The sequence below is a fragment of the Type-E symbiont of Plautia stali genome (assembly GCF_059731115.1).
This window is the reverse complement of record NZ_AP035906.1, coordinates 2,028,610-2,050,596: the sequence shown is the minus strand read 5'-3', so window position 1 is coordinate 2,050,596 and position 21,987 is coordinate 2,028,610. Positions and strand designations below refer to the sequence as shown.

General features: G+C 54.1%; 21 protein-coding genes. 5 read left to right on the top strand and 16 right to left on the bottom strand.

Annotated elements, in window-relative coordinates; translation table 11 throughout:
• Positions 1-58 precede the first annotated feature (58 nt).
• Entirely contained in the window at positions 59-1,096 is a 1,038-nt protein-coding gene (gene curA / locus AC6I8L_RS09415; protein WP_058960557.1) for an NADPH-dependent curcumin/dihydrocurcumin reductase, read from the top strand.
• A 47-nt stretch (positions 1,097-1,143) separates the two neighbouring features.
• Here the strand turns inward: curA and AC6I8L_RS09410 are convergent, their stop codons facing one another.
• Positions 1,144-1,293, bottom strand: a complete 150-nt coding sequence (locus AC6I8L_RS09410) for a hypothetical protein (RefSeq protein ID WP_167347113.1) — start codon at positions 1,291-1,293, stop codon at positions 1,144-1,146.
• Between the two features lie 110 nt (positions 1,294-1,403).
• Positions 1,404-2,285 (bottom strand): 23S rRNA pseudouridine(2604) synthase RluF, encoded by an 882-nt coding sequence (gene rluF / locus AC6I8L_RS09405; protein WP_034823556.1) that lies wholly within the window; start codon positions 2,283-2,285, stop codon positions 1,404-1,406.
• Positions 2,286-2,475: 190 nt separating this feature from the next.
• On the opposite strand from rluF, the gene AC6I8L_RS09400 reads away from it, so the two are divergent.
• Positions 2,476-3,222 (top strand): HPP family protein, encoded by a 747-nt coding sequence (locus tag AC6I8L_RS09400; protein ID WP_058960568.1) that lies wholly within the window; start codon positions 2,476-2,478, stop codon positions 3,220-3,222.
• Between the two features lie 35 nt (positions 3,223-3,257).
• Here the strand turns inward: AC6I8L_RS09400 and AC6I8L_RS09395 are convergent, their stop codons facing one another.
• The 11 genes from AC6I8L_RS09395 to AC6I8L_RS09345 all read right to left on the bottom strand — a co-directional run bounded on the left by AC6I8L_RS09395 (position 3,258) and on the right by AC6I8L_RS09345 (position 15,201).
• Complete coding sequence (locus AC6I8L_RS09395) at positions 3,258-4,169, bottom strand: metallophosphoesterase (protein WP_058960558.1); 912 nt, start codon at positions 4,167-4,169, stop codon at positions 3,258-3,260.
• A gap of 12 nt (positions 4,170-4,181) precedes the next feature.
• Positions 4,182-5,000, bottom strand: a complete 819-nt coding sequence (locus AC6I8L_RS09390; RefSeq protein WP_058960559.1) for a carbohydrate ABC transporter permease — start codon at positions 4,998-5,000, stop codon at positions 4,182-4,184.
• Entirely contained in the window at positions 4,997-5,908 is a 912-nt protein-coding gene (locus AC6I8L_RS09385) for a carbohydrate ABC transporter permease (RefSeq protein WP_058960560.1), read from the bottom strand. Before AC6I8L_RS09385 ends, AC6I8L_RS09390 begins: the two co-directional genes overlap by 4 nt.
• A 10-nt stretch (positions 5,909-5,918) precedes the next feature.
• A complete protein-coding gene (locus AC6I8L_RS09380; RefSeq protein ID WP_034823562.1) occupies positions 5,919-7,196 on the bottom strand; it encodes an ABC transporter substrate-binding protein in 1,278 nt (425 codons plus the stop codon).
• Between the two features lie 26 nt (positions 7,197-7,222).
• Entirely contained in the window at positions 7,223-8,326 is a 1,104-nt protein-coding gene (locus AC6I8L_RS09375; RefSeq protein WP_479398487.1) for an ABC transporter ATP-binding protein, read from the bottom strand.
• Positions 8,327-8,598: 272 nt separating this feature from the next.
• Positions 8,599-9,564 (bottom strand): sugar-binding transcriptional regulator, encoded by a 966-nt coding sequence (locus tag AC6I8L_RS09370; protein ID WP_058962517.1) that lies wholly within the window; start codon positions 9,562-9,564, stop codon positions 8,599-8,601.
• A 107-nt stretch (positions 9,565-9,671) separates the two neighbouring features.
• Entirely contained in the window at positions 9,672-10,529 is an 858-nt protein-coding gene (locus tag AC6I8L_RS09365) for a phosphogluconate dehydrogenase C-terminal domain-containing protein (protein WP_058962516.1), read from the bottom strand.
• Complete coding sequence (locus tag AC6I8L_RS09360) at positions 10,526-11,344, bottom strand: sugar phosphate isomerase/epimerase family protein (RefSeq protein WP_034823574.1); 819 nt, start codon at positions 11,342-11,344, stop codon at positions 10,526-10,528. Before AC6I8L_RS09360 ends, AC6I8L_RS09365 begins: the two co-directional genes overlap by 4 nt.
• On the bottom strand, positions 11,344-12,117 hold the full coding sequence (locus tag AC6I8L_RS09355; protein WP_479399814.1) for a triose-phosphate isomerase family protein: 774 nt from the start codon (positions 12,115-12,117) through the stop codon (positions 11,344-11,346). Before AC6I8L_RS09355 ends, AC6I8L_RS09360 begins: the two co-directional genes overlap by 1 nt.
• A 2-nt stretch (positions 12,118-12,119) precedes the next feature.
• Positions 12,120-13,865 carry a dihydroxyacetone kinase family protein gene (locus tag AC6I8L_RS09350; RefSeq protein ID WP_058959934.1) on the bottom strand — a complete coding sequence of 582 codons (1,746 nt, stop codon included), beginning with the start codon at positions 13,863-13,865 and terminating at the stop codon, positions 12,120-12,122.
• 1 nt (position 13,866) lies between these two features.
• Entirely contained in the window at positions 13,867-15,201 is a 1,335-nt protein-coding gene (locus tag AC6I8L_RS09345) for an MFS transporter (protein WP_034823583.1), read from the bottom strand.
• A 443-nt stretch (positions 15,202-15,644) separates the two neighbouring features.
• Between AC6I8L_RS09345 and AC6I8L_RS09340 the strand changes: the two genes are divergently transcribed.
• From AC6I8L_RS09340 to lplA, 3 genes are all read left to right on the top strand, one after another.
• Positions 15,645-16,103 (top strand): RpiB/LacA/LacB family sugar-phosphate isomerase, encoded by a 459-nt coding sequence (locus tag AC6I8L_RS09340; protein ID WP_039328632.1) that lies wholly within the window; start codon positions 15,645-15,647, stop codon positions 16,101-16,103.
• Between the two features lie 29 nt (positions 16,104-16,132).
• Positions 16,133-18,124, top strand: a complete 1,992-nt coding sequence (gene tkt / locus AC6I8L_RS09335; RefSeq protein WP_058959935.1) for a transketolase — start codon at positions 16,133-16,135, stop codon at positions 18,122-18,124.
• A gap of 253 nt (positions 18,125-18,377) precedes the next feature.
• A complete protein-coding gene (gene lplA, locus AC6I8L_RS09330) occupies positions 18,378-19,394 on the top strand; it encodes a lipoate--protein ligase (protein WP_058959936.1) in 1,017 nt (338 codons plus the stop codon).
• Here the strand turns inward: lplA and AC6I8L_RS09325 are convergent.
• From AC6I8L_RS09325 to AC6I8L_RS09315, 3 genes are all read right to left on the bottom strand, one after another.
• Positions 19,387-19,965 carry a TetR/AcrR family transcriptional regulator gene (locus AC6I8L_RS09325; RefSeq protein WP_058959937.1) on the bottom strand — a complete coding sequence of 193 codons (579 nt, stop codon included), beginning with the start codon at positions 19,963-19,965 and terminating at the stop codon, positions 19,387-19,389. The two genes, lplA and AC6I8L_RS09325, sit on opposite strands and share 8 nt — an antisense overlap.
• Positions 19,962-20,558: an NAD(P)H-dependent oxidoreductase gene (locus AC6I8L_RS09320; protein ID WP_058959938.1), complete on the bottom strand. Its 597-nt coding sequence runs from the start codon at positions 20,556-20,558 to the stop codon at positions 19,962-19,964. Before AC6I8L_RS09320 ends, AC6I8L_RS09325 begins: the two co-directional genes overlap by 4 nt.
• Before the next feature lie 667 nt (positions 20,559-21,225).
• The gene (locus AC6I8L_RS09315; RefSeq protein ID WP_058959939.1) at positions 21,226-21,906 is read right to left on the bottom strand and encodes a pirin family protein; all 681 of its coding nucleotides are present in this window, start codon (positions 21,904-21,906) and stop codon (positions 21,226-21,228) included.
• Positions 21,907-21,987: the final 81 nt, after the last annotated feature.

Sequence of the window (21,987 nt, the reverse complement as noted above, 5' to 3'; positions counted from 1 at the left end):
AAACTCTTAAATAGGTTTCTACTACACTTGCCTGATTCAAATGAGTAAAGAGGTTTACATGACGCAATCCCCTGACAGCAATCAAGCCTGGCTATTGGCATCGCGCCCCGATGGCGAACCGGTTAAAGAGAATTTCCGGCTTGTTGAACAACCTATTCCCTCCATCAAAACAGGTGAAATGCTGCTCCGCACGGTTTACCTCTCACTGGATCCTTATATGCGCGGGCGCATGGATGACAGTAAATCCTATGCGCCTCCGGCACAACTTGATCAGCCAATGGTCGGCGGTACAGTTTCACAGGTGGTTGAATCGCAGCATCCCGATTATAAAACCGGTGACTGGGTACTGGCAGGCAGCGGATGGCAACGTTATGCCGTCTCGGATGGCACTGGCGTAGCGAAAATCGGCGATCTGCCCCACCCATCCTGGGCGCTGGGCATTCTGGGGATGCCCGGCTTCACCGCTTACATGGGCCTGATGGACATTGGGCAGCCAAAAGCAGGCGAAACCCTGGTGGTCGCCGCCGCGACGGGCCCGGTGGGAGCCACCGTCGGGCAACTGGGTAAGCTCAAAGGCTGTCATGTGGTTGGCGTTGCCGGTGGTGAAGAGAAATGCCGCTACGCGATTGAAAAACTCGGGTTCTCAGCCTGTCTCGATCACCATCGCGAGGATTTTGCTGAACAGTTGGCGAACGCCTGCCCGGACGGGATCGATATCTATTTCGAGAACGTTGGTGGCAAAGTGTTTGATGCCGTGTTCCCGCTGTTGAACACCGCCGCTCGCGTACCGGTTTGTGGACTGGTCTCAACCTATAACAGTGGCAAAACCCTACCCGCTGGTCCTGACCGTACGCCACAAATCCTGAGTGGGATATTGAAGCGCCGAATCCGTATGCAGGGATTTATTATTTTCCAGGATTACGGTGATCGATATCCGGAATTTCTGCAGGCGATGACGCCATTGGTTGAACAGCAGAAAATTCACTATCGTGAACACATGATCGATGGATTAGAAAATGCACCACAGGCGTTCTTCGATATGTTGAAGGGTAATAACTTTGGTAAAACCGTGGTCAAAGTGGCTGAAGAAGAGTGATAAGGGCCGGTTATTCTTAACATTAAATAACCGGCTAAATAGCAGCGTTATCTCTGTTTGGCCTGCGGCAGCAAGAGTTCCGTCAAAATTTTATTACGCTGGTTTTTGGTCAGCCAAAACATGCGTGGAACCCACGCCGGACGCGGCTGCGCGGCATAGAAATGCTGCATTTCATCTAACCAGGTTGCGTTGTTCATTGTTCCCTCCTTTGTTAAAAAAAGTATGAAGGGAAAAAACCGGAACAAATAGTGAGAGGATTATAAAATTTGTTCCGGGTTTAAACAGTCATGGCAAATCCAGGGAAAATTTAACGCCCTTTCTTTTTACGACCAGGTTGAGCAAAGCGCTGACGCCCTGCTGGTTTGGCCGCAGCTTTCTCTGGAATCTTTGCACCGTTCGATGCGACTTTTTTCGCCGCTGCTGCCGGTTTCTTTTTCGCCTGGCTTTGCTGCGTTTTTTTGTCTTCGGATGAAGAATCCTCGATCAAGTTAAACAACTCAATCAATTCGTCATCAGTAAAATCACGCCATTCGCCCAGCGGGATGCCTTTCAGACTGACATTCATGATACGCGTACGTTCAAGCTTGGTGACTTCGAAGCCAAAATGCTTGGTCATTCGGCGAATCTGGCGGTTAAGACCCTGAACCAGGATGATACGAAACACAAAGGTCGACTCTTTCTTCACTTTGCATTTTTTGGTCACAGTACCCAGCATCGGCACACCCGCCGCCATCCCGGCAATAAACTCGTCGGTGATGGGCTTATCTACGGTCACCACGTACTCTTTCTCGTGGTTGTTACCGGCGCGCAGGATCTTATTGACCAGGTCACCGTGGTTGGTGAGGAAAATCAGACCCTGTGAGTCTTTATCCAGACGGCCGATCGGGAACACGCGTTTACTGTGGTTAACAAAATCACCGATGTTATCGCGTTCACCCTCTTCCATAGTGGTAATAATGCCCACCGGCTTGTTGAGCGCAATCAGCACTAAATCTTCTTCGTTACGCGGCTCGATCAACTGCCCATTCACTTTCACTTCATCCCCGGCAAATACCTGTGCGCCAACGGTCGCGCGCTTGCCGTTAATAAAAACGTTGCCTTGCTCTATGTAACGATCGGCATCACGTCGTGAGCAGATTCCGCTCTCGCTAATGTATTTGTTCAGGCGCGTGGATGAGTTGGGCAGCATGGTTCCTCCGAAAAAAAACGGACTATACAACAACCTTAGACGTTGTGTAAGACACGGTTAAACATCATTGTTCCAGCTTGTAACCTCATCACCGTTTGGTAACAGCACACTAACATTGTGGTTGTTCCTCAGGAATCGATCAGCGACAATCGCCATCCATCGCGTTTTCTTATGACAGAGTATGACCTTCATGACACACCTGCGTCGCGCCAGCTGGATAACATCGCTGCGGACTTTCCTTGCCCGTCTTTGGCCGCATCCGTTACCGGTCGCCAAAAAACAGAGAGTCATGGCCAGCATCGGTGCGGGCCTCGGCCTGATGATCACCAGCCTGACCAGCCATTGGCTGCTTGGTGAGGTCAACTTATGGTTTGTGGCACCGATGGGGGCGTCTGCAGTGCTGCTTTTCGGCTTACCGAATAGTCCGTTGGCGCAACCCTGGTCGATTGTTGGCGGGAATCTGGTCGCAGGCGTGATAGGCGTGACAACCGCGATGTATGTGCCCTATCCCGCAGTCGCTTGCGGCATTGCGGCTTGTCTCGCCATTGCCGTGATGTTTCAGCTGCGCTGCTTGCATCCTCCCAGTGGGGCGGTGGCGCTGACAGCGATTCTGGGCGGCAGTGGCGTTCAGCAATTGGGATATCAGTTTATTCTCTCTCCCGTGCTGCTAAATTCCGTGTGTCTCGCTGTACTGGCAATCATTTTTAATAATCTTGCGGGTCGCCGTTACCCGCATCCGCTGGCTGCTAACGAACCTAAAACGAATTCAGTGGCGCTTGAAGTGCCAATTACTCGCGATGATCTGCATCAGGCACTGGAGAACGGTCAGCTTCTCGATATTGACGAGGATGATTTGCAGCAGCTGTTACAGCGTGCTGAAGAGATTGCGCGTCGTCGGCAACAGTTACCGCCACAGCCCCTGAAGCGCGCCGGTTAAATTGCAGGCGATATGAGCCCCGTCGGCTGACCGCATTAACACAAACCTCGGCTTATCTCCCCGCCGAAGCCGTGAATCCTTACACCATTATCATCCGCTTCGACCACCGCAAAGGGTATTTCGCTTGGACCATCGAGCATGCCCTTCATGGTATAAAACCCTGTCTGACCGATGTATGCAGCGTTGCCGCGGTGGTCATGTCCTGAGAAGCAAAAATGTATGTTGTAACTAGAAAGGAGATCCACCAGCACACTGGCGTTCATCAGTATATGCGTGGTGTGAGGCGCCAGCGGGTAATGACCAAACACCCCCACTTTTTCCCCCCGTTGCTGAGCTTCAATCAATTGCTGTTCAATCCAGTTCAGCTGCTGCTGACCGACGGCACCGTTCCATGGCTGAGCCTGCGGCTGTCGCTGCGCCTTTAATTCCGCCAGCAGGTTCTCCGCCTGGTAGTAGTCGTCACCATTCTGCGCGTTGCAGTACAAACTGACATCGTTACCGTCATAAACAATAAACCGCCACCCCGCTAAGCGAAACGAGTAATAACTTTTGGGGAGTGCCGCACGATTATTCAGATGCTGAGCAAGGGTTTGCGCATCATGATTCCCCAACACTACCGCATGCGGATGCACCAACTGGTCATAAAGCGGCAGAATGGCGGCATAGCTTGCCCAGTCCCGGTCAACCAGATCCCCCAGCGTCACAACAAAATCCAGCGGTTGCTGATTCAGGGCTTCAATTGCCTGCGGTAACTTATCAAGTGCATGACGGTAGTAGAGGTTATTGGCGATATCAGCTTCGACATCGGCATACTGCGGATCAGCAATCACACCGAAACGCAGCACGTTATCCATCATTGCAGGACGTAAATCAGGTAAAGCATAAAGCTCGGCCACATCGCCGAGGAGTTCGCGCTGCAAGGATGTCAATGGATGCGGATGAGTCACGAAAAACACTCCTTAGCGAATACCAGCACGCATGAACGACTGAATAAACTGGCGCTGGAAAATCAGGAACAGCACCAGCAACGGCAAGGTGGTCATCAAGGTAGCGGCACCAATGAGCGCCCACTGTACGCCCTGCTCTGGCGCCGAGAACAATTGCAATCCGACGGTGAGCGGTCTTACGTTGACGGAATCGGTAATCACCAGCGGCCACAGGAAATCATTCCAGTGGAAACTGATCGAGACCAGGGCAAAAGCGATGTAGATCGGTTTCGCCAATGGAATGTAGATTTTGCGCAAGATATAAAACCGACTGGCTCCCTCCACAATCGCCGCCTCTTCCAGCACCAGTGGGATACTTTTGAACGTCTGACGCAGCAGGAAAATGGCAAAAGCAGAGGCGAAATACGGCAATGCTATTCCCGTTAAAGTATCGCGCAGCCCAAACGCACCGATGGTTTTGTAATTGTTCAAAATCAAAACGTCCGGACTAATCATCAACTGCAGCAGGATCAGCGCGAAAATAACCCCTGAGAATTTCATTTTGAAACGCACCAGCGCATAGGCCGCCATGGTCGCCAAAATTAACTGCACCACCACAATCATCAGCACCAGCAAGGTGGTATTGAGGAAGTAGCGGGCAAACGGCGCGGCATGCCAGGCTTTGATAAAGTTATCGAAGGTCAGCGGCGAGAACAGCGAAAAACTGGCCTGATCCGATGCAGGATGGATTGCTACCCACAGGGCGACCAGAATCGGCAACAGCCACAGCAGCGCGGCCAGCCAAATGATGAGGTTCAGACACCAGCCACCCAACGCGTTCGTCTTCTTCATTGATAATGGGCTCGCTTGTCCAGCAGCGTAAATTTAATCAGCGCAATCGCCGCGAGGATCACCAGCAATACCACGGTCATCGCCGCGGCAGCAGGCATATCCCAGAAACTGAATGCGGTGCGATAGATATAGAACAGCAGCAGACTACTGCTGTTGTTGGGGCCCCCGTTGGTCATGGCAATCACCTGATCGACAATGCGGAAGGCGTTCATCGAAGCATTGATCAACACAAATAGCGTCGTTGGCATCAACAGCGGCCATTGCACGCGACGGAAAAAGTAACCGCGTGAAGCCCCTTCAATCGCTGCCGCTTCATTGAGGCGGGGATCGATCTGCTGTAAGGCAGCAAGATAGAAGATCATAAAGAAGCCCGCTTCACGCCAGACAGAAACCGCCATCAGACAATAAAGGGACGTGCCCGGCTCACCGAGCCAGTTCACGGCAGGCAGTGAGAACAGCGCCAGCAACTTATTCAACAGCCCCAGCTGCGGAGTGTAGAAAAACAGCCATAGGTTGGCGATGGCAATCATTGGGAGCAATGATGGAATAAAAAACGCCGCGCGGACCAGCGAATTTGCCGCCAATCGTCGATTCACAGCCAGCGCCATCATTAACGCCAGCGCGACGGCCAGCGGAATGGTGATCAGTGCATACAACAAGTTGTTCCAGAGCGACTGGATGAAGATATCGTCATCCAGCAAGGCCATGTAATTATCCAGCCCAACGAAGTGGGCCGGATGATTATTACGGGAAGCGCTGAACAGACTCTCCCAGATCGTCGCCACCGCGGGATAATGCGTAAACAGCAGCAAAAAACTCAGTGCTGGCAAAATCAGCAGGTAACCATAAAGCTGCGTCGACCAGAATGCGGGACGACGCTGCGCCGTACTGGCATTTATCGTGCTCATCGCGCTTCCATTACTGGTAGGACTTCAACAGGCGATCCGCTTGCTTCTGCGCACCTTCAAGCGCTTCTGCCGGGGTTTTTGCCTGGGTCACCGCCGCTTCGACAGCATGGTTCAACGCATCCTGAATCTGTACGCTGTTGTAGGTCGAGAGTTCTGGCTGCGCATACTTCAACTGCTCACGCGCGACCAGCGCCTGAGGGACCTCTTTCACGTAGTCTTTCATCACCGTGGTGTCCCATGCCGCTGGAGATGTCGCCACATAGCCTGTCGCGATACTCCAGCGCGCAGCTTGCTCCGGTGAAGTCACCCAGCGGATAAACTCCATCGCGGCTTTTTGCTGCTCGGGTGAGGCATTCTTAAAGACGTAAAGGTTACCGCCGCCGGTTGGGCTGCCACGCTGTGTTTTCTCTGGCAGCATCGCCACACCAAACGGGAATTTGGCGTTATCGCGCACGTTGGTCAGGTTACCGGTGGTGGTGACCATCATGGCGGTTTTACCGCTGATAAAGTCCTGTGGTGTGGTACCCCAGGCGATGGCGCCTTTCGGTGACACTTCTTCTTTTTGCCCGAGGTCGGTCAGCCATTGCAGTGTTTCAACGTTACCAGGGGTGTTGAAATGTACGGCCGTGCCTTTTCCGTTATCCAGACGACCGCCATTGGTGGCAGAGAGTCCCTGGAAGTTCCAGTAACCGTTTGGCGTGGACGGAATTTCGATGCCCCACTGGCTCACGCCGTTAGCATCTTTGATGGTCAGTTTTTTACTGAATTCCACCACCTGCTGCCAGTTGGCCGGCGGTGTGTCGCCATTCAAGCCAGCTTTCTCGAAGGCCTGTTTATTCCAGTACATCACCACGGTAGAACGCTGGAATGGCACGCCCCACACTTTGCCATCAATGTGACGCAGGAACGCTGGATAGAATCCATCGATCCATTTTTTACCTTCATCACCGGTCGCCAGATCGCTGGCGGCGACAATCGCGCCCGCATCAATCAGGGAATAAGCCTCAATGTCACCAATGACCGCCAGCTGCGGAGCATTGCCACCCCGAAACGCGGTCAGCGCTTTGGTGACGGTTGTCGCATAGTCACCGGTGTAAACCGGCTGAATGCTCACTTCCGGATGCACTTTTTCGAAATCAGCCACCAGCGCGTCAACGGTGTGGCTGACTTTGCCACCGACCGCGATCGGATAGTACATCTGCAATTTAACCGGATCGGCGGCAAAAGCGGAAACCGTAGTACAGAGCAGTAAAGCAGAGGCCAGGCGTGAGTAACGAATCGCAGACATGATTATCCCTTGGGCGAAAACAACGGTTAAACAGCGTATTTTTTCTGTGAAACAAACATCTGTTGCTCGGCAGACGCACAGCGTTTGCCAGTCGTGGTGGAAAACAAATATTGGCGAGCTGCAGACCACTGCAATCCGACCTGGCTATCCTCGACAAAATGCTGCATGCCGGGCACTTTCACGGTGATGGCATCGGACAGACCCGCGAGTTGGCACACCAGCAAGGTATCAGCACCCATGTATTCGTAGCTGATCACTCTGGCCTTTAAGGCAGCGTGTTCAGGTGAGATCAGCTGAATATCTTCCGCTCGTAAACCGAGACTCAATGCCACCTCATCGCAATGCTCAACCACCTGGGCCGGTAAGTGGCTCAGGTAATGACGGTTTTCTTTGTTGTGCAACGGCAGGATATTCATGGGTGGTGCGCCGATAAACTGCGCGGCAAAAACCGTGGCGGGATTGTTATAGAGATCGTTCGGTGTGCCTTGCTGCTCGATGTGGCCGTCATTCAGTAGAATAATACTGTCCGCCATGCTCATCGCTTCGGTCTGGTCGTGCGTGACATACAGCATGGTGAGCCCCAGCTTCTTCTGTAAGGCACGAATCTCACGGCGCATGCTCTGCCGCAGCTTGGCATCGAGGTTAGACAGTGGCTCATCCATCAGACACAGGTTGTTATTCGCGATAACCGCCCTTCCCAACGCCACACGTTGCTGTTGACCCCCAGACAGTTGCGACGGCAGGCGATCAAGCAACTTATCCAGTTCCATCAGCTTGCTGACGTCATCCAGTCGGGCCGTAAAAGTCTGCTTATCTTCACCGCGTGCCTTTAAACCAAACAGCAGGTTCTCACGAACATTCAGATGCGGAAACAGCGCATAGGATTGAAACACCATCGATAGCTTGCGCTGCGATGGGGGCAAATGAGTGATTTCAGCGTGTTTAAAGTGGATCTCGCCGCGGTCGGCGGTTTCCAGCCCGGCAATGGTGCGCAGCAGTGTGGATTTCCCACAACCGGAGGGCCCAAGCAGCGCAACAAAGCTCCCTTCTGCGGCATCAAAGGTGATGTCATTGAGGGCAATTTTGTCGCCCCAGGCTTTAGTGATGTGATGTAGCGAAAGGTGGCTCATGCATCCGCAGTCCTGAAAACAGAATGGCGGTAAGCTAGCTCAGGGAAATGAAGGATTTATGTTACTGGGGTGACGGTTGGGTGACTGGAACAGGCTACCCTGCTGTTATAATGGAGTGAAAAAACCTGCCGTGCAGTTTATATAAAGTCAAAAGGACGGCGATAATTGCCGTCATATGACCATTATGCAAACCAAAAGCAATGTTAAACGCTGAATATTGCTAATAACCACTTAGCTAAGCCATGCAGCATGGCTTAGCCACGGAATAGGATTTACTGCGACATACTCAAAATCGTCCGAATATTTTGCGCCGTGGTCGCCACAATATCGATTGCTCCAGTACGCAGTGCGCCGAGCAGTGCCATCGCTTTGGTATTCTCGGAGGCAATAGCAATCACGCAGGGAATTTTACGTAATTCCTCGATGCTAAGACCAATCACCCGGTCATTCATCACCGTATCCACATGCTGTCCCTGGGCGTTGAAGAAGTCATAACCCGCAACATCCCCGGTGACGCCCTGATTCACATGCGCATCAATAATCTCATGCGGCGTAAACCAACCGAGTTTCACCATGTAGCTGTTTTCATTCATATCACCGATACCCACCAGCGCCACATCCGCTTTACGTGCGCGGTCGAGCGTCTCTTTGATGGTGCCATTCTGCATAAAGGCATCGCGCAGTGCGCGGTTCTCGACATAGGCAGGTGCGTACAGGGTTTCACTGATACCGCCAAACTTCTTAGCCAGACGACGGCTGATGTGATCGGCGTTAATCGCATCACCAGGACGATGTGTTCCACCAATACCACTGATAAACAGACAATTACGCGTCGGCACCTGGCCGGGATAATCGGCGACAGCGGCGACGTTGCGCCCTTGCCCGACAGCGACAATCGCATTGTCTTTTAATGATTGTGCCAGATGGGCTGAGACTAACGCCGCTACCTGACGACGCTGCTCTTCATCGTCCGGCGAATCCAGTGCAATGAGCGCACGTTGTAGTTGGGGGAAACGGCTTTGCAGCTGTTGTTCAAGGCGCGTACTGAACACCGGATGGTAGCGCACATTAATTTCGACGATGCCCTCTTCGCGTGCGCGTTTAAGCAGTCGGCCAACCTTAATGCGGGATATCCCAAACTTACGCGCAATCTCCTCCTGGGTGATTTCGTCCTGATAATAGGCCACCGCAATTTCTGTCAGCAGCTCGGAGTCCTGAGAAAGCGAGTTTTTTTCCATCCGTTACCTGTCTTGTATCGTGACACCTGATTTAGGGAAGGAGTTATATCATTGATACGACTCGCTTCGCCAGACAGCAGCGAGGCGAGTCGCAGGTTGCGTCACGCTTAACGCTTGATGGCGTCGATTTTCAGCATGCGAGCAATCACGATATCCAGCTCTTTCTGATCGAAGATCTGTTTCCAGTCTGGCTTCACAATCTTCTCGCGACCGTATTCCATGGCGATCATACAGGCATCAGAGAACGGGTTGGTGGCGCGGAAGGCCACGGCCAGTGCGATCTGAATATGGCCATACAGCATCGCTTTGGCCGCTTCTTCCGGCACGCCGCTGTGCTTGACGGTCTCATCCAGTGCTTCTTTCATAAAAGCACCCACCATGCAGGCTACGGTTTCTACCAGCGTCGGCTCAAGGTAAGCCAATTGCGTGACGGTAACCCAATGCACTTCTTCAACCGGGCCGTACATCACGCTGATCACTTTGCTCAGCTCAGCTTTCTGCGCATCGGAGCCGGTTTCATACGAAGCCGCTACGTGCTGTACCGCAGCGATACCACCGAAGGCATCCGCGTGCTCTTCTTTGGTGTAGCGCTCGAGGAATACGGATGGATGGCAAGGGTGCGCCACCGCATATTCGATGCCATCACGATGGGCGATCAGGTTTGCGTAAGCCGCAGCCGGGTCCAGCGTCAGCAGGATCGCACCGGCCTTCATCTGTGGCACCACGCCCTCAGACACTTTGCCCAGCACGATATCCGGTACCGCCAGAATCACCACGTCACTGACCGGCACAACGGAAGCGGCATCAGACAACTCACGACCTTGCGCCGTCACTTGCTCCTGCGCCTTCGGTGAGTTCTCGACGTAAAACACCTGGTAGTCGCTTTTCTGGAAGTTAGCAGAAATGCGCATACCCATTTTGCCGCCTGTGCCAATTACGGTGATGGTTTTCAATGCATTGCTCATTGGTATAACTCCTGATCTTGTTTACTACGTAAGAATTCAACGGTACGGCGCGTCCATTCGGCTTCGCGCTCGCAGGTCAACGCAGCATCGTCCTGCCACGGCAACCAGTGTTCGACAATTTGGTTAATCTCTCTTTCGGCCGGACGCACGCTGGCGATCATCCGGTCATAATCCAGCAAGCCTTCGCCCATCAGGCAGCCAGCATAGGTAAAGCCGACCCAGCCATCACGACGCGTAAAGGCAAAGTCTTTAATGTGCAGATTGCCAACGCGTGCGGCGGTGTTGGCGATCACCTGTTCGGGCAATTCCAGGCCAGCCACGCAGTTAGCGGGATCGAGACACACGCACAACCACGGCGACAGAAACTTGTTAATGACCGACATCATCGCGCCGCTGTTGACCTGCTCATAGGTCTCCAGGCACAGACGCACCTGCTGACGCGCGAAATCAGGCAACACCGCACCAATCAACTCTGCCGCTTCATCCAGTGACGGACGGTGATCGGCGGTGTAGAACATGGAGCGCACCACATGGGCATCGAGAATATTCGCCATATGCAGATAGCGACGCAGATGCGCAGTGCCTAAACCGCGTGTGCCCAGCTCCAGCGTGATACCCAGCTTATCGGCCAGTTGGCGAAGGTCCTGCAACTGCGCATCAGACCAACTTTCAATCGCCGGATAATCACAAATCTGGAATACCGACACATCCATCTCGGCGGTCTGCTGCAGCATCTGCTCCAGCGTCAGCGGATTGGGCACTTTGCTGGACATGCGCCAGAAAAAGGCATACGTACTGAGTCCGATACGGCTCATTAACGGATCTCCTTCGCCAGCACGCTGGCCTCTTCAATGATTTGCGCCAGTGCATTTGGGTCGTGGGCAAAACGGCCCAGGAACAGACCATGAACGTCAGTCCCCAGACGCTGAATCAGCCCCGGCCCGGCGCTGCCGCCGTAAATAATTTTTAAGCTAATTCCATCCGGTGTTTTCAGCTGTTGCAGGCCCGAACACACTGCGCGGATATAGCTATCCGGTGCAGGTTGTGGCGCACCAATCGCCCACTGCGGCTCATAGGCAAAGAACACTTCGCCGCGTAAACCTTGTTGCACCGCATCGGCCAATGCTTCCTCCAGCTGCAGCTCGCATAGCGCGATGGCCTGCTCCGGCTCAGCCTGCTGTTCTTCGCCGATGCACAATACCGGCGTTAACCCGTGACGCAGTGACATGGCGACTTTCGCGGCGATCTGCGCTTTGTCTTCATGAAAGTGGCGACGACGTTCGGCGTGACCGATTTCTGCCAGTGAGCAGCCCAGCTCCTGCAACATGCTGGCGCTGACTTCACCGGTCCAGGCGCCGTTTTCAGCCTGACACACATCCTGACCGCCAAAGCGAACCGGTGTTTTTGCGAAAATGTCAGCCACAGCGGGAATAGCCGGATAAGCGGGCAGCACAAACAACCCGACATCACCGTTTTTCACCGCCGGCAACTGAGCCAATCCGGCGACTTTGCGGCACCAGTCCAGTGTCTGCTGGTAACCGAAATACATTTTCAGGCTGACGCCGAGCCAGATTTTGGGCTGAGACATCATTACGCTCCTTGCTGAGAGGCTTTATGTTCTTTTAGCAGATCGCCAACGGTATTGACGATCATCGCCAGTGAAATGGCTCCCGCATCTGGCGTACCGACACTTTTTTCGGCTAGCGGACGCGCACGACCCATTTTCGGCACCAGCTGAGCAGTGTCTTGTGCGGCCTTATCGGCTACCTGCGCCGCCGCCAACCAGGCATCGGTAAGTGAAGCACCCTCTGCGACTGCAGCGTTAAGGCTGTCGCTAAACGGCACCAACACATCGACCATGGTTTTATCGCCCACCTTCGCTTTGCCAAAGTGCATAATGCCCTCTTTGGCTTCGCGTACGCCGGTTGCGACGCGTTGCGCATTGGGTGACTGCTGATCGCCGATCGCCGTCCCCAGCGCAGTTAATGCCACACCCCACAGTGCACCCGATGTGCCGCCTGCTTTATCTGCCCAGGCATCCGCAGCACGGCACAACAGGCTGCCGGCACCTGCACCACGCGCAGCCACTTCACGCGCCTTCTCCACCGCGCCCAGCACGCCACGTTCCATACCGATACCGTGGTCACCGTCACCGGCCACTGCATCGATATCACCTAATTTTTTCGCGTTACGCTGTAACAAGTCTGCCACTAATTCCAGGATATGTAACACGCGCTGTGCGCTCTGCTGTGACTCAGCTGAAGCCTGCGGCAATGCTTCTTCCGTGCTCTCTTCACGCTCTTCCGCACTAAGCGGTTCCGCGATCAGCACGCTTCCTTTGCGATAGGCTGGTGCATTTGCCGGCGCACACCACAGTGTCTCCAGCTCATCGTCCAACCACATCAGCGTCAGCGATGCGCCCGCCATGTTGAAGCTGGTAACAAACTCACCGACATCGGGCTGAACCACTTTAAGTCCTGCAGCGTCCAGCAGTTGTGCCACGCGGCGATACACCACGAATAACTCTTCATACTTCACTGAACCCAAACCGTTGAGGATCACCGCTACGCGATGACCTTCAATCTGTTTGACGTCGGCAGGTACTTCGCCTAGCAGACGTTCAACAAACAACTCGGCCAACTCATCGGCACTGGGCACATCAGTCTCACTGATACCCGGCTCACCGTGGATGCCCAGACCGAGCGCCATGCGCCCTTTCTCGACTTCAAATAAGGGATGCGTGGCACCCGGCAAGGTACATCCGCCAAATGCCACACCGAAAGTCCGCGTACGATCGTTAGCATGCTGCGACTTCTTAAGTACGGAGGCTAAATCATCGCCCGCTTCCGCTGCTGCACACGCCGCCTTAAACACGCACAAATCCCCGGCCACACCACGGCGCTTCACCCGTTCGTCTTTACTGGCGCTGGAAATATCGTCCGTTACCGCCAGAATTTCACAGGCAATACCTTCGGCACGCAGGCGTTCGCAAGCCTGGCCGAAGTGCAGCACATCGCCCGCATAGTTTCCGAACATCAGCAACACGCCCGCGCCGTTATGTGCCGCTCTTGCCACGTTGTAGATCTGCTGAGCAGACGGCGAAGCAAACAGGTTCCCCATGGCTGCGCCGTGTGCCAGACCTTGTCCAACCAACCCGGCGAAGGCCGGATAATGACCGGAACCGCCGCCCACAATCACCGCAACCGTATTCGGTTGGCTGCGCGTGCTGCGCACCACTCCACCGGTGACCTGACGAACTTTATCGGCGTTGGCGGCGACAAAGCCTTCAATGAGTTCAGCAGCAAAGGCTGAAGGTTGGTTAAACAGGTACGTCATTTTAGTGCTCCTGTGCGATAGAGGTCGGCTGAGACTGCGGGCGCTGGCGATTCAATAACAGCATAAGGACGGCTGACAGCAGCATGAAGCCACCGACCACGAACATCGGTAACACATAGCTGTTGGTGGCGTCGTGCAGTGCGCCAGTGATGTAGCCCGCGGAGAAGCCCGCCACGTTTCCTAAGGTGTTGATAAGTGCGATAGCCGCTGCGGCTGACGCGCCGGTCAGGAACTGCGTTGGCAGCGTCCAGAAGTTAGGCAAGGCAGCAAAGATGGAACTGGCAGTAATCGCAATCACCATGATGGTGGTGAACGGTGAATCCATATACAGCGCCAGTGGCACGCTGATACCACCGGCCAGCGCTGGAATCGCGATGTGCCAGGTTTTGCAACCACGACGGGTGGCATCTTTTGACCAGAAGTACATCACCACAGCCGCAATCAGGTATGGCACGCCGGTGATCAATCCCTTCTGCATCACGTTAAAGGTAGTGCCGAACTGCTGCTGGAAGCCGCCGATAATGGTTGGCAGGAAGAAGGCCAGCGCATACAGGCCATAGATAAAGCCGAAGTAGATCAGGCACAGTGTCCATACACGGCCGTTGCCCATGACGGAGCGCAGGCTATGTTTCTTATGTCCCTGCTTCTGTTGATGCTCCGCTTCCAGCTCGTTGGTCAGCCAGGTCTTCTCATCTGCGGTTAACCATTTCGCCTGACGCGGTGAATCCACCAGCCAGAACAGCGCCACAATACCGATCAGAATCGCTGGGATGGAAACACCCAGGAACATCACGCGCCAGCCATCCAGACCAAACAGACCGTGTTGCTCAATCAAACCTGCCGCCAGGGGCGCACCGAATACGACGGTCAGCGGCTGTGCCAGATAGAACAAGGACAGGATTTTGCTGCGATGACGTCCCGGTACCCACATGCTCAGATAAAGAATCGCACCCGGGAAGAAGCCCGCTTCAGCAATACCCAGCAGCAGGCGCAGCGTATACAGGCCTTCGACACTGCTCACCCAGGTGAACAGCAGCGAGACGATACCCCAGCTGATCATGATGCGTGCCAGCCAGCGACGTGCGCCGAACTTATGCAACGCCAGGTTGCTCGGCACTTCCAGCAGGATATAACCGATAAAGAAGATGCCGGATGCCAGACCAAACTGCACGCCTGTCAGACCGAGGTCCTGCGTCATGCCATTAGGGCCAGCAAAAGAAATTGCGGTGCGGTCAAGGAAGTTAATAAAGAACATCAGTGCCACGAAAGGCACCAGACGCCAGGAGATTTTGCTGATAGCGGATTTCTCAACCGCCGTCATGTTTTGCTGACTCATAACGCACCTCCGTGACGTGCGTGGTTAGAACTGTTGTTTGGTGTTGACCAGACGCGAAATGAGCGCTGGCTGCAGGTGTACTGAGAGGTACGGTGTAAATGACACATGTTCGAGTCCTCAAGGGGTCTTCTTGTACATTGGTATCGTTATGCGAACAAATGAACACTACACGTATAAATGTACATCTCTCAACTGCAATGCTTGAAAATGTGAGCCTGCTCATGAGATTTGATTTTGGCCCTGAATCGGAAAAATACGCAGAAATGCAGCGCAATCCGCGCGGTATCAGCACCCTTCGCGCTTTGCATCACTAAATCAGCACGTAAGACACATGAACAACCATTGAACATATGATTGGATTTGTGGCAGGCTATTGATGAACATCTTCTCGCCTGCATAACAAACGTTCAGGCGTCAGAACTAAACCCTGCTGGAGAATGACGATGAAAACTATCGCAATTGGCGCCGATGATGCGGCTATCGAATTGAAAAACATCATTAAAAAACTGCTTGAAGAGAAAGACTTTCAAGTGACGGACTACACCAATGACGCACAAAATGACCGTCCGATGTACCCGGATGTGGCATTTGCGCTGGCAACCGCTATCCAGAAGAATGAATTTGAGCGCGGCATCCTGCTGTGCGGCACCGGTATCGGCGTGGCAATCGTGGCCAACAAAGTGGAAGGCGTGCGTGCGGCACAGTGCCATGACACCTTCTCTGCTGAACGTGCCCGTAAAAGCAACAATGCTCAGATCATGACCATGGGCGCACGCGTTATCGGACCTGAACTGGCGAAGAACATCGTCAATGCCTGGCTGGCCTCAGAGTTTGAAGGTGGTGGCTCCACCGCCAAAGTCGAGAAGATCGGTTACTACGAACAAGTTTCACATACTAAATAATCACCGACTTCTTACCTCTGGAGAACCTTATGTCAACACGCCGGGAAAGAGCCAACGCCATCCGTGCTTTAAGCATGGATGGCGTACAACAAGCCAAGTCAGGTCATCCGGGTGCCCCGATGGGCATGGCGGACATCGCCGAAGTTTTATGGCTCGATTTTTTACAGCACAATCCAAACAATCCTAAGTGGGCTAACCGCGACCGCTTCGTCCTGTCGAATGGCCACGGTTCGATGCTGATTTACAGCCTGCTGCACCTGAGCGGTTATGATCTGCCACTCAGCGAACTGAAGAATTTCCGTCAACTGCATTCAAAAACGCCGGGTCATCCGGAATACGGTTATACGCCAGGCGTTGAAACCACCACCGGCCCGCTGGGTCAGGGGATCGCCAATGCCGTCGGCTTCGCGATCGCCGAACGTACGCTGGCGGCGCAGTTTAACCGTCCTGGCCACGACATCGTTGATCACCATACCTATGTGTTTATGGGCGATGGCTGCATGATGGAGGGCATTTCACACGAAGTCTGCTCCATCGCCGGGACGCTGAAGCTGGGGAAACTGGTGGCCTTCTATGATGACAACGGCATCTCTATTGATGGTCACGTTGATGGCTGGTTCACCGACGATACCGCCGCCCGTTTCGAAGCGTACGGCTGGCACGTGGTGCGTGACGTAGACGGTCATGACGGCGACGCGATTAAGAAAGCGGTTGAAGCAGCCAAAGCGGTCCCGGACAAGCCTTCTCTGCTGATGTGCAAAACCGTGATTGGTTTTGGCTCACCGAATAAAGCGGGTACTCACGATGTGCATGGCGCGCCGCTGGGCGACGACGAAATTGCACAGACCCGCCAACAGCTGGGCTGGAACCACGCGCCGTTCGAAGTCCCTTCAGAACTTTATGCACAGTGGGATGCCAGAGAAGCCGGTCAGGCAAAAGAGTCCGCGTGGGATGCCAAAATCGCGGGCTATGCCGAGGCTTACCCGGAACTGGCGGCGGAGTTTACACGCCGCGTGAACAACGAGTTGCCTGCCAACTGGGAAAGTGAATCACAAGCCTTTATCGAACAGTTGCAGGCCACTCCGGCGAAAATCGCCAGCCGTAAAGCGTCGCAAAATGCGATTGAAGCCTTTGGCAAGATTCTGCCGGAATACCTTGGGGGTTCTGCTGACCTGGCACCCAGCAACCTGACGATGTGGTCGGGCTCTAAGCCGATCAATGAAGATCCCGCTGGGAATTACATTCATTACGGCGTGCGTGAATTCGGTATGACCGCGATCGCCAACGGTATCGCGCTGCACGGTGGTTTCCTGCCTTACACCGCTACCTTCCTGATGTTTGTCGAGTACGCGCGCAATGCGGCACGTATGGCGGCGTTGATGAAAGTGCGTCAGATCATGGTCTACACCCATGACTCCATCGGCTTAGGCGAAGATGGCCCCACCCACCAGCCGGTTGAGCAGATGGCCAGTTTGCGCGTGACGCCGAACATGAGCTTATGGCGTCCGTGTGATCAGGTTGAGTCTGCGGTGGCATGGAAATACGCGATTGAGCGCGTCAACGGCCCTACTGCCTTAATCTTCTCGCGTCAGAATCTGGCGCAGCAAGATCGTACTGCTGAACAGTTGGCTAACGTGGTGCGCGGCGGTTATGTGTTGAAAGACAGTGAAGGGGTTCCAGAGCTGATCCTCATCGCCACCGGTTCAGAAGTTGAGCTGGCGGTTGCTGCGTATGAGCAATTGACGGGCGAGGGCCGTAAGGTGCGCGTAGTTTCGATGCCTTCAACCGACGCCTTCGACAAGCAGGACGCGGCTTACCGTGAATCTGTGCTCCCTAAAGCGGTGGCCGCGCGTGTGGCGATCGAAGCCGGTATCGCCGATTACTGGTTCAAGTACACCGGTCTGCACGGCGCGATTGTCGGCATGACCACTTTCGGCGAATCCGCGCCAGCGGAACTGCTGTTCAAAGAGTTTGGCTTCACCGTGGAAAACGTGGTTCAAACGGCGAAATCGATTCTGTAAATAGCCAGCGCCAAAAATGGCTTGCGGTTAGCCAGATAAGACGTGAGATGCACCGAGGGGCGGCAGGAATGCCGCCCTTTTTCAGCCATTTCAACACAGCACTGATTTCCCGCTCGGCGTGACATCATCAATGGCGTCCTCTGGTTGCAGGATGCGTACCTGACTCAACACGAAAATCACTCCGCTTATCTTTGCATCCGAATCAGCGTATTCTGTCCTCCGCTTGCCCTTTTCTCACGGAACTGGAGGAAACATGTCCACCTTACGTTTGCTGATCTCTGATTCACACGATCCCTGGTTTAACCTCGCGGTGGAAGAGTGCATATTCCGTCAGATGCCTACCACGCAGCGCGTATTGTTCTTATGGCAGAACGCTGAAACGGTGGTGATTGGCCGCGCGCAAAACCCGTGGAAAGAGTGCAACACGCGTCGGATGGCGGAAGATGGCATCAAACTGGCGCGACGCAGCAGCGGCGGCGGTGCAGTGTTTCATGATTTGGGCAACGCCTGTTTCACCTTTATGGCCGGTAAACCGGAGTATGACAAAACCGTCTCGACGGCGATTATTTTGCAGGCGCTTGAGAAGCTGGGTATGCGCGCCGAAGCCTCCGGTCGCAATGACATCGTGGTCAATGTGAATGGCGATATGCGTAAGATTTCCGGTTCCGCCTATCGTGAAACGCCGGATCGCGGTTTTCACCACGGCACTTTCCTGATGAGCGCCGATCTCTCACGTCTTGCCGATTACCTCAACCCGGACATCAAAAAGCTTCAGGCCAAAGGGATCACCTCGGTGCGTTCCCGCGTGGCGAACATCGCGGATTTTATTCCTGATATCCGGTTTGCAGACATCCGTCGTGAGGTGATTGCGGCTTACTTCGCGCATTACCATGAAACCTGCGAGCCCGAGTTTATTTCACCGGAAGCCCTGCCTGACCTTCCCGGCTTTAAGGCGCAGTTCGCCCGCCAGAGCAGCTGGGAGTGGAATTTTGGTCAGGCGCCTGATTTCTCACATCTGCTGCAGGAACGTTTTGTCTGGGGTGGCGTTGAGATTCACTTTGACGTTGAGCGTGGCACCATTACCCGCAGTCAAATTTTCACCGATAGCCTCAATCCCGCACCGCTAGAAACGCTGGCGATGCAGTTGCACGGTGTGGCGTATCGACCGGAGTCACTGCAGGCTGAAATGCAGAAACTGATTGCGGCGTTTCCGGAACAGCAGAAGGAACTCACCGAACTAACAAACTGGCTGGTGAACAGCATCAGATAAGGTGGCGCTGCACCAGCGCCTCAATCAGTCCCTGCAATTCTTTTACGCCATCCAGTTGTCGGATATCGCCGCACACTACAGCGTTTGAGAGGGCGTCTGCCGCGCCCAGTAAGCCCCACAGGCTGGATTGCGGCAGCTTCGCCTCAGTAAACCACAGACGAAGCTTTGCCATAAAATCGAGTTGGTATTTGCGCTTTACTTCAGCCAGTTCAGGCGAGCTATTGAGTGCTGACAGCACATCGGGAATTTCGCGCCCTTGTGTCAGTACGCAGTTTACGTAGCAAGCCGCCACCGTGCTGGCGCGTTCTGCCAGATCGTCTCCCGCTTTTGCCATCGCCGCGTCAATAACAGCGTTTTGCCGCATATCGAAGTCTTCATACAGCGCAGCGAGCAAACCGTGGCGGGTGCCAAAATGCTCATACACCACAGGCTTGCTGACACCCGCTTCAATGGCCACTCGCCCAAGCGTAAGGGCATCGCTGCCGTGCTCTCGCACCAGATTCCACGCTGTGTTAATCAGCTGCTCGCGGCGGGCGTCAAAGGTCATACGCTGGCGCGTGGGTGAGTTCATGCAGGTTCCTTCAAAGTGAAAAGTCGCTGCCCAAGTTGCAGGGCAAGCGCGTAATGCGCATCAGGATAACCCTCATCGGACGGCAACAACAGTTCGCTGGTGATCACCGGCGCGCCGCAATAACCAAATATTCCCTCATCAATCTGAGTTCGCATGCTGCTGAAATAGCCACGTCGCAGATAAGTGCGCGTATTCGCCGCACCCAGTGCCAGCAGATGCACCTGCAAATGACCCAACTTTTTGATGACCTTTTCGCCGGTGTCGTCATACGCCCAGCCCTGAGTAAACACGCGGTCAATCCACCCTTTTAATTGTGCCGGGAAAGACCACCAGTAAATTGGATACACCAATACCAGCGCATCGGCACGATTCAGACGCTGCTGTTCGGCCAATACATCCTGAGGCGAAGGGGTTCCCGATTTAAACTGATCGACATCCGCCTGATTGAAGCGTGGATCAAAGTGCTCAGCCGCTAAATCGGCGATTTCAACACTGTGTTGGCCGCTCGCTGAAATGCCTTTAACCAGCTGTTCAACCACAGCATGGGTGTGTGAATGGTGGTCAGGATGGGCCGTAACGATAAGCGTGTGCATGGGGTTAAACTCCGACAATGATTGACCTACTATTGGTAACTTACTAGTGGTAGACTGTCAATTATTCGTTTGCTGTTGGACTTGAGCGTGTGATGCCTTTGGTTGGTATGACGGGTGATGACAGCGTTTTGGGATTGGCTGGTGGTGGAGTGATTGGAGGCAGAGGCGATAATAAAGTCTGAGGTTGATTGGCCAGGTTGCTGAGTGTCGAAGGTGTTGGCTGTAATTGTCTGGGTGCGCAGGTGATGACGCATGCTGGAGTCGCTTAGGGTCTGGCTTTCTCGTTTGATTCAATGCGTGTTGTTGAAAGAATTAAATCTGGTGGATTGAATCAAGGCATCCTCTCAAATTGACCTAAGTCTGCTCGGCACCTTCAGTGGGTTTTATCAAAACGGGCACCATATGAATGGCGGTAGCGCCTCTGATGCTGCAAGGGCTATCCGCAGCGCTGAGGCTTTTAAGTAGGGCCAGGAGATCCACGCAGGGATGCGTGGATCAGTTCGGGGCCGACCAGGGATGGTCGATCCCCGAACGGTCCGTCGGCACGACGTGGAAGCCGAGGGCACCGCGTCAGCGGCGCGAGGACTGCCCGGCAGCAGCAGAGGTGCTACGGCCCGCACCACCGCACACAAAAAGCTGCCATTGATTTAACAATGGCAGCCTGCACTCACACAAACGTGACACCGTCACTCACCAAAAAAGCAATCACTATCGCGTCACGCTCGCCTCGCAAGACAGGTAATGCGCCCTGCTCACTGATAGAATCCCCCTGCAACAGCCGCTCCTCGCCAACAGTCACAATGCCATCCAGCAAGGTCAGCCATGTTGAGTAACCGGCAAGGTGTGGCACCTCAACCTGTGCGCCCCGCTCCACTTTCAGATCATAAATAAACACCGCCTGACCCAACGGCAGCGGTGCGTCGCTAGTTTCGGGGCCCGCCAGCAATGTCCAGGCGTTGAGCGGCACCCCATCAGCGCGAGTAAAATCCAGGGTGCGTGGTGCACCGCCGCTTTTGGCCGGACGGATATAAGCCTGCAACATCTCGGTTTCGACAAAAGGCGCAGACTCTTCATAACGCACGCCACTTCCTGCACTCACCACCATAGCGCGTTTGGCATTCAGCGCGGTTTTGTCGCCATTTTCAGCAAGGTGCTGCGCCGAACCACGCCAGACGTAGCTGAAAATCTCTTCGTCCTGACGGCTGTGCATCGGAATACGTGCATCCATTTTCAACGACATCTGATCAATAACCGTCAGCGGGCCAAGAGCCTCGCCAGGCCGTTGCCGGCGGATGGTAAAGGGACCGTATTCAAACAGTTGGTCGCGCTGGGCACGCATTACGTTCATAATTTGCTCCTCAAAATGTGGCTATGCTCATCATGATAGCGACAAGAAAATCCCTGAACAGGTGTGCAATTTGCTCACTTA

Bases quoted from the DNA above. Each gene is read 5' to 3' on its own strand.
- curA (WP_058960557.1), top strand. From the start codon at position 59: ATGACGCAATCCCCTGACAGCAATCAAGCCTGGCTATTGGCATCGCGC.
- AC6I8L_RS09410 (WP_167347113.1), bottom strand. From the start codon at position 1,293: ATGAACAACGCAACCTGGTTAGATGAAATGCAGCATTTCTATGCCGCG.
- rluF (WP_034823556.1), bottom strand. From the start codon at position 2,285: ATGCTGCCCAACTCATCCACGCGCCTGAACAAATACATTAGCGAGAGC.
- AC6I8L_RS09400 (WP_058960568.1), top strand. From the start codon at position 2,476: ATGACACACCTGCGTCGCGCCAGCTGGATAACATCGCTGCGGACTTTC.
- AC6I8L_RS09390 (WP_058960559.1), bottom strand. From the start codon at position 5,000: ATGAAGAAGACGAACGCGTTGGGTGGCTGGTGTCTGAACCTCATCATT.
- AC6I8L_RS09385 (WP_058960560.1), bottom strand. From the start codon at position 5,908: ATGAGCACGATAAATGCCAGTACGGCGCAGCGTCGTCCCGCATTCTGG.
- AC6I8L_RS09380 (WP_034823562.1), bottom strand. From the start codon at position 7,196: ATGTCTGCGATTCGTTACTCACGCCTGGCCTCTGCTTTACTGCTCTGT.
- AC6I8L_RS09375 (WP_479398487.1), bottom strand. From the start codon at position 8,326: ATGAGCCACCTTTCGCTACATCACATCACTAAAGCCTGGGGCGACAAA.
- AC6I8L_RS09370 (WP_058962517.1), bottom strand. From the start codon at position 9,564: ATGGAAAAAAACTCGCTTTCTCAGGACTCCGAGCTGCTGACAGAAATT.
- AC6I8L_RS09365 (WP_058962516.1), bottom strand. From the start codon at position 10,529: ATGAGCAATGCATTGAAAACCATCACCGTAATTGGCACAGGCGGCAAA.
- AC6I8L_RS09360 (WP_034823574.1), bottom strand. From the start codon at position 11,344: ATGAGCCGTATCGGACTCAGTACGTATGCCTTTTTCTGGCGCATGTCC.
- AC6I8L_RS09355 (WP_479399814.1), bottom strand. From the start codon at position 12,117: ATGTCTCAGCCCAAAATCTGGCTCGGCGTCAGCCTGAAAATGTATTTC.
- AC6I8L_RS09350 (WP_058959934.1), bottom strand. From the start codon at position 13,865: ATGACGTACCTGTTTAACCAACCTTCAGCCTTTGCTGCTGAACTCATT.
- AC6I8L_RS09345 (WP_034823583.1), bottom strand. From the start codon at position 15,201: ATGAGTCAGCAAAACATGACGGCGGTTGAGAAATCCGCTATCAGCAAA.
- AC6I8L_RS09340 (WP_039328632.1), top strand. From the start codon at position 15,645: ATGAAAACTATCGCAATTGGCGCCGATGATGCGGCTATCGAATTGAAA.
- tkt (WP_058959935.1), top strand. From the start codon at position 16,133: ATGTCAACACGCCGGGAAAGAGCCAACGCCATCCGTGCTTTAAGCATG.
- lplA (WP_058959936.1), top strand. From the start codon at position 18,378: ATGTCCACCTTACGTTTGCTGATCTCTGATTCACACGATCCCTGGTTT.
- AC6I8L_RS09325 (WP_058959937.1), bottom strand. From the start codon at position 19,965: ATGAACTCACCCACGCGCCAGCGTATGACCTTTGACGCCCGCCGCGAG.
- AC6I8L_RS09320 (WP_058959938.1), bottom strand. From the start codon at position 20,558: ATGCACACGCTTATCGTTACGGCCCATCCTGACCACCATTCACACACC.
- AC6I8L_RS09315 (WP_058959939.1), bottom strand. From the start codon at position 21,906: ATGAACGTAATGCGTGCCCAGCGCGACCAACTGTTTGAATACGGTCCC.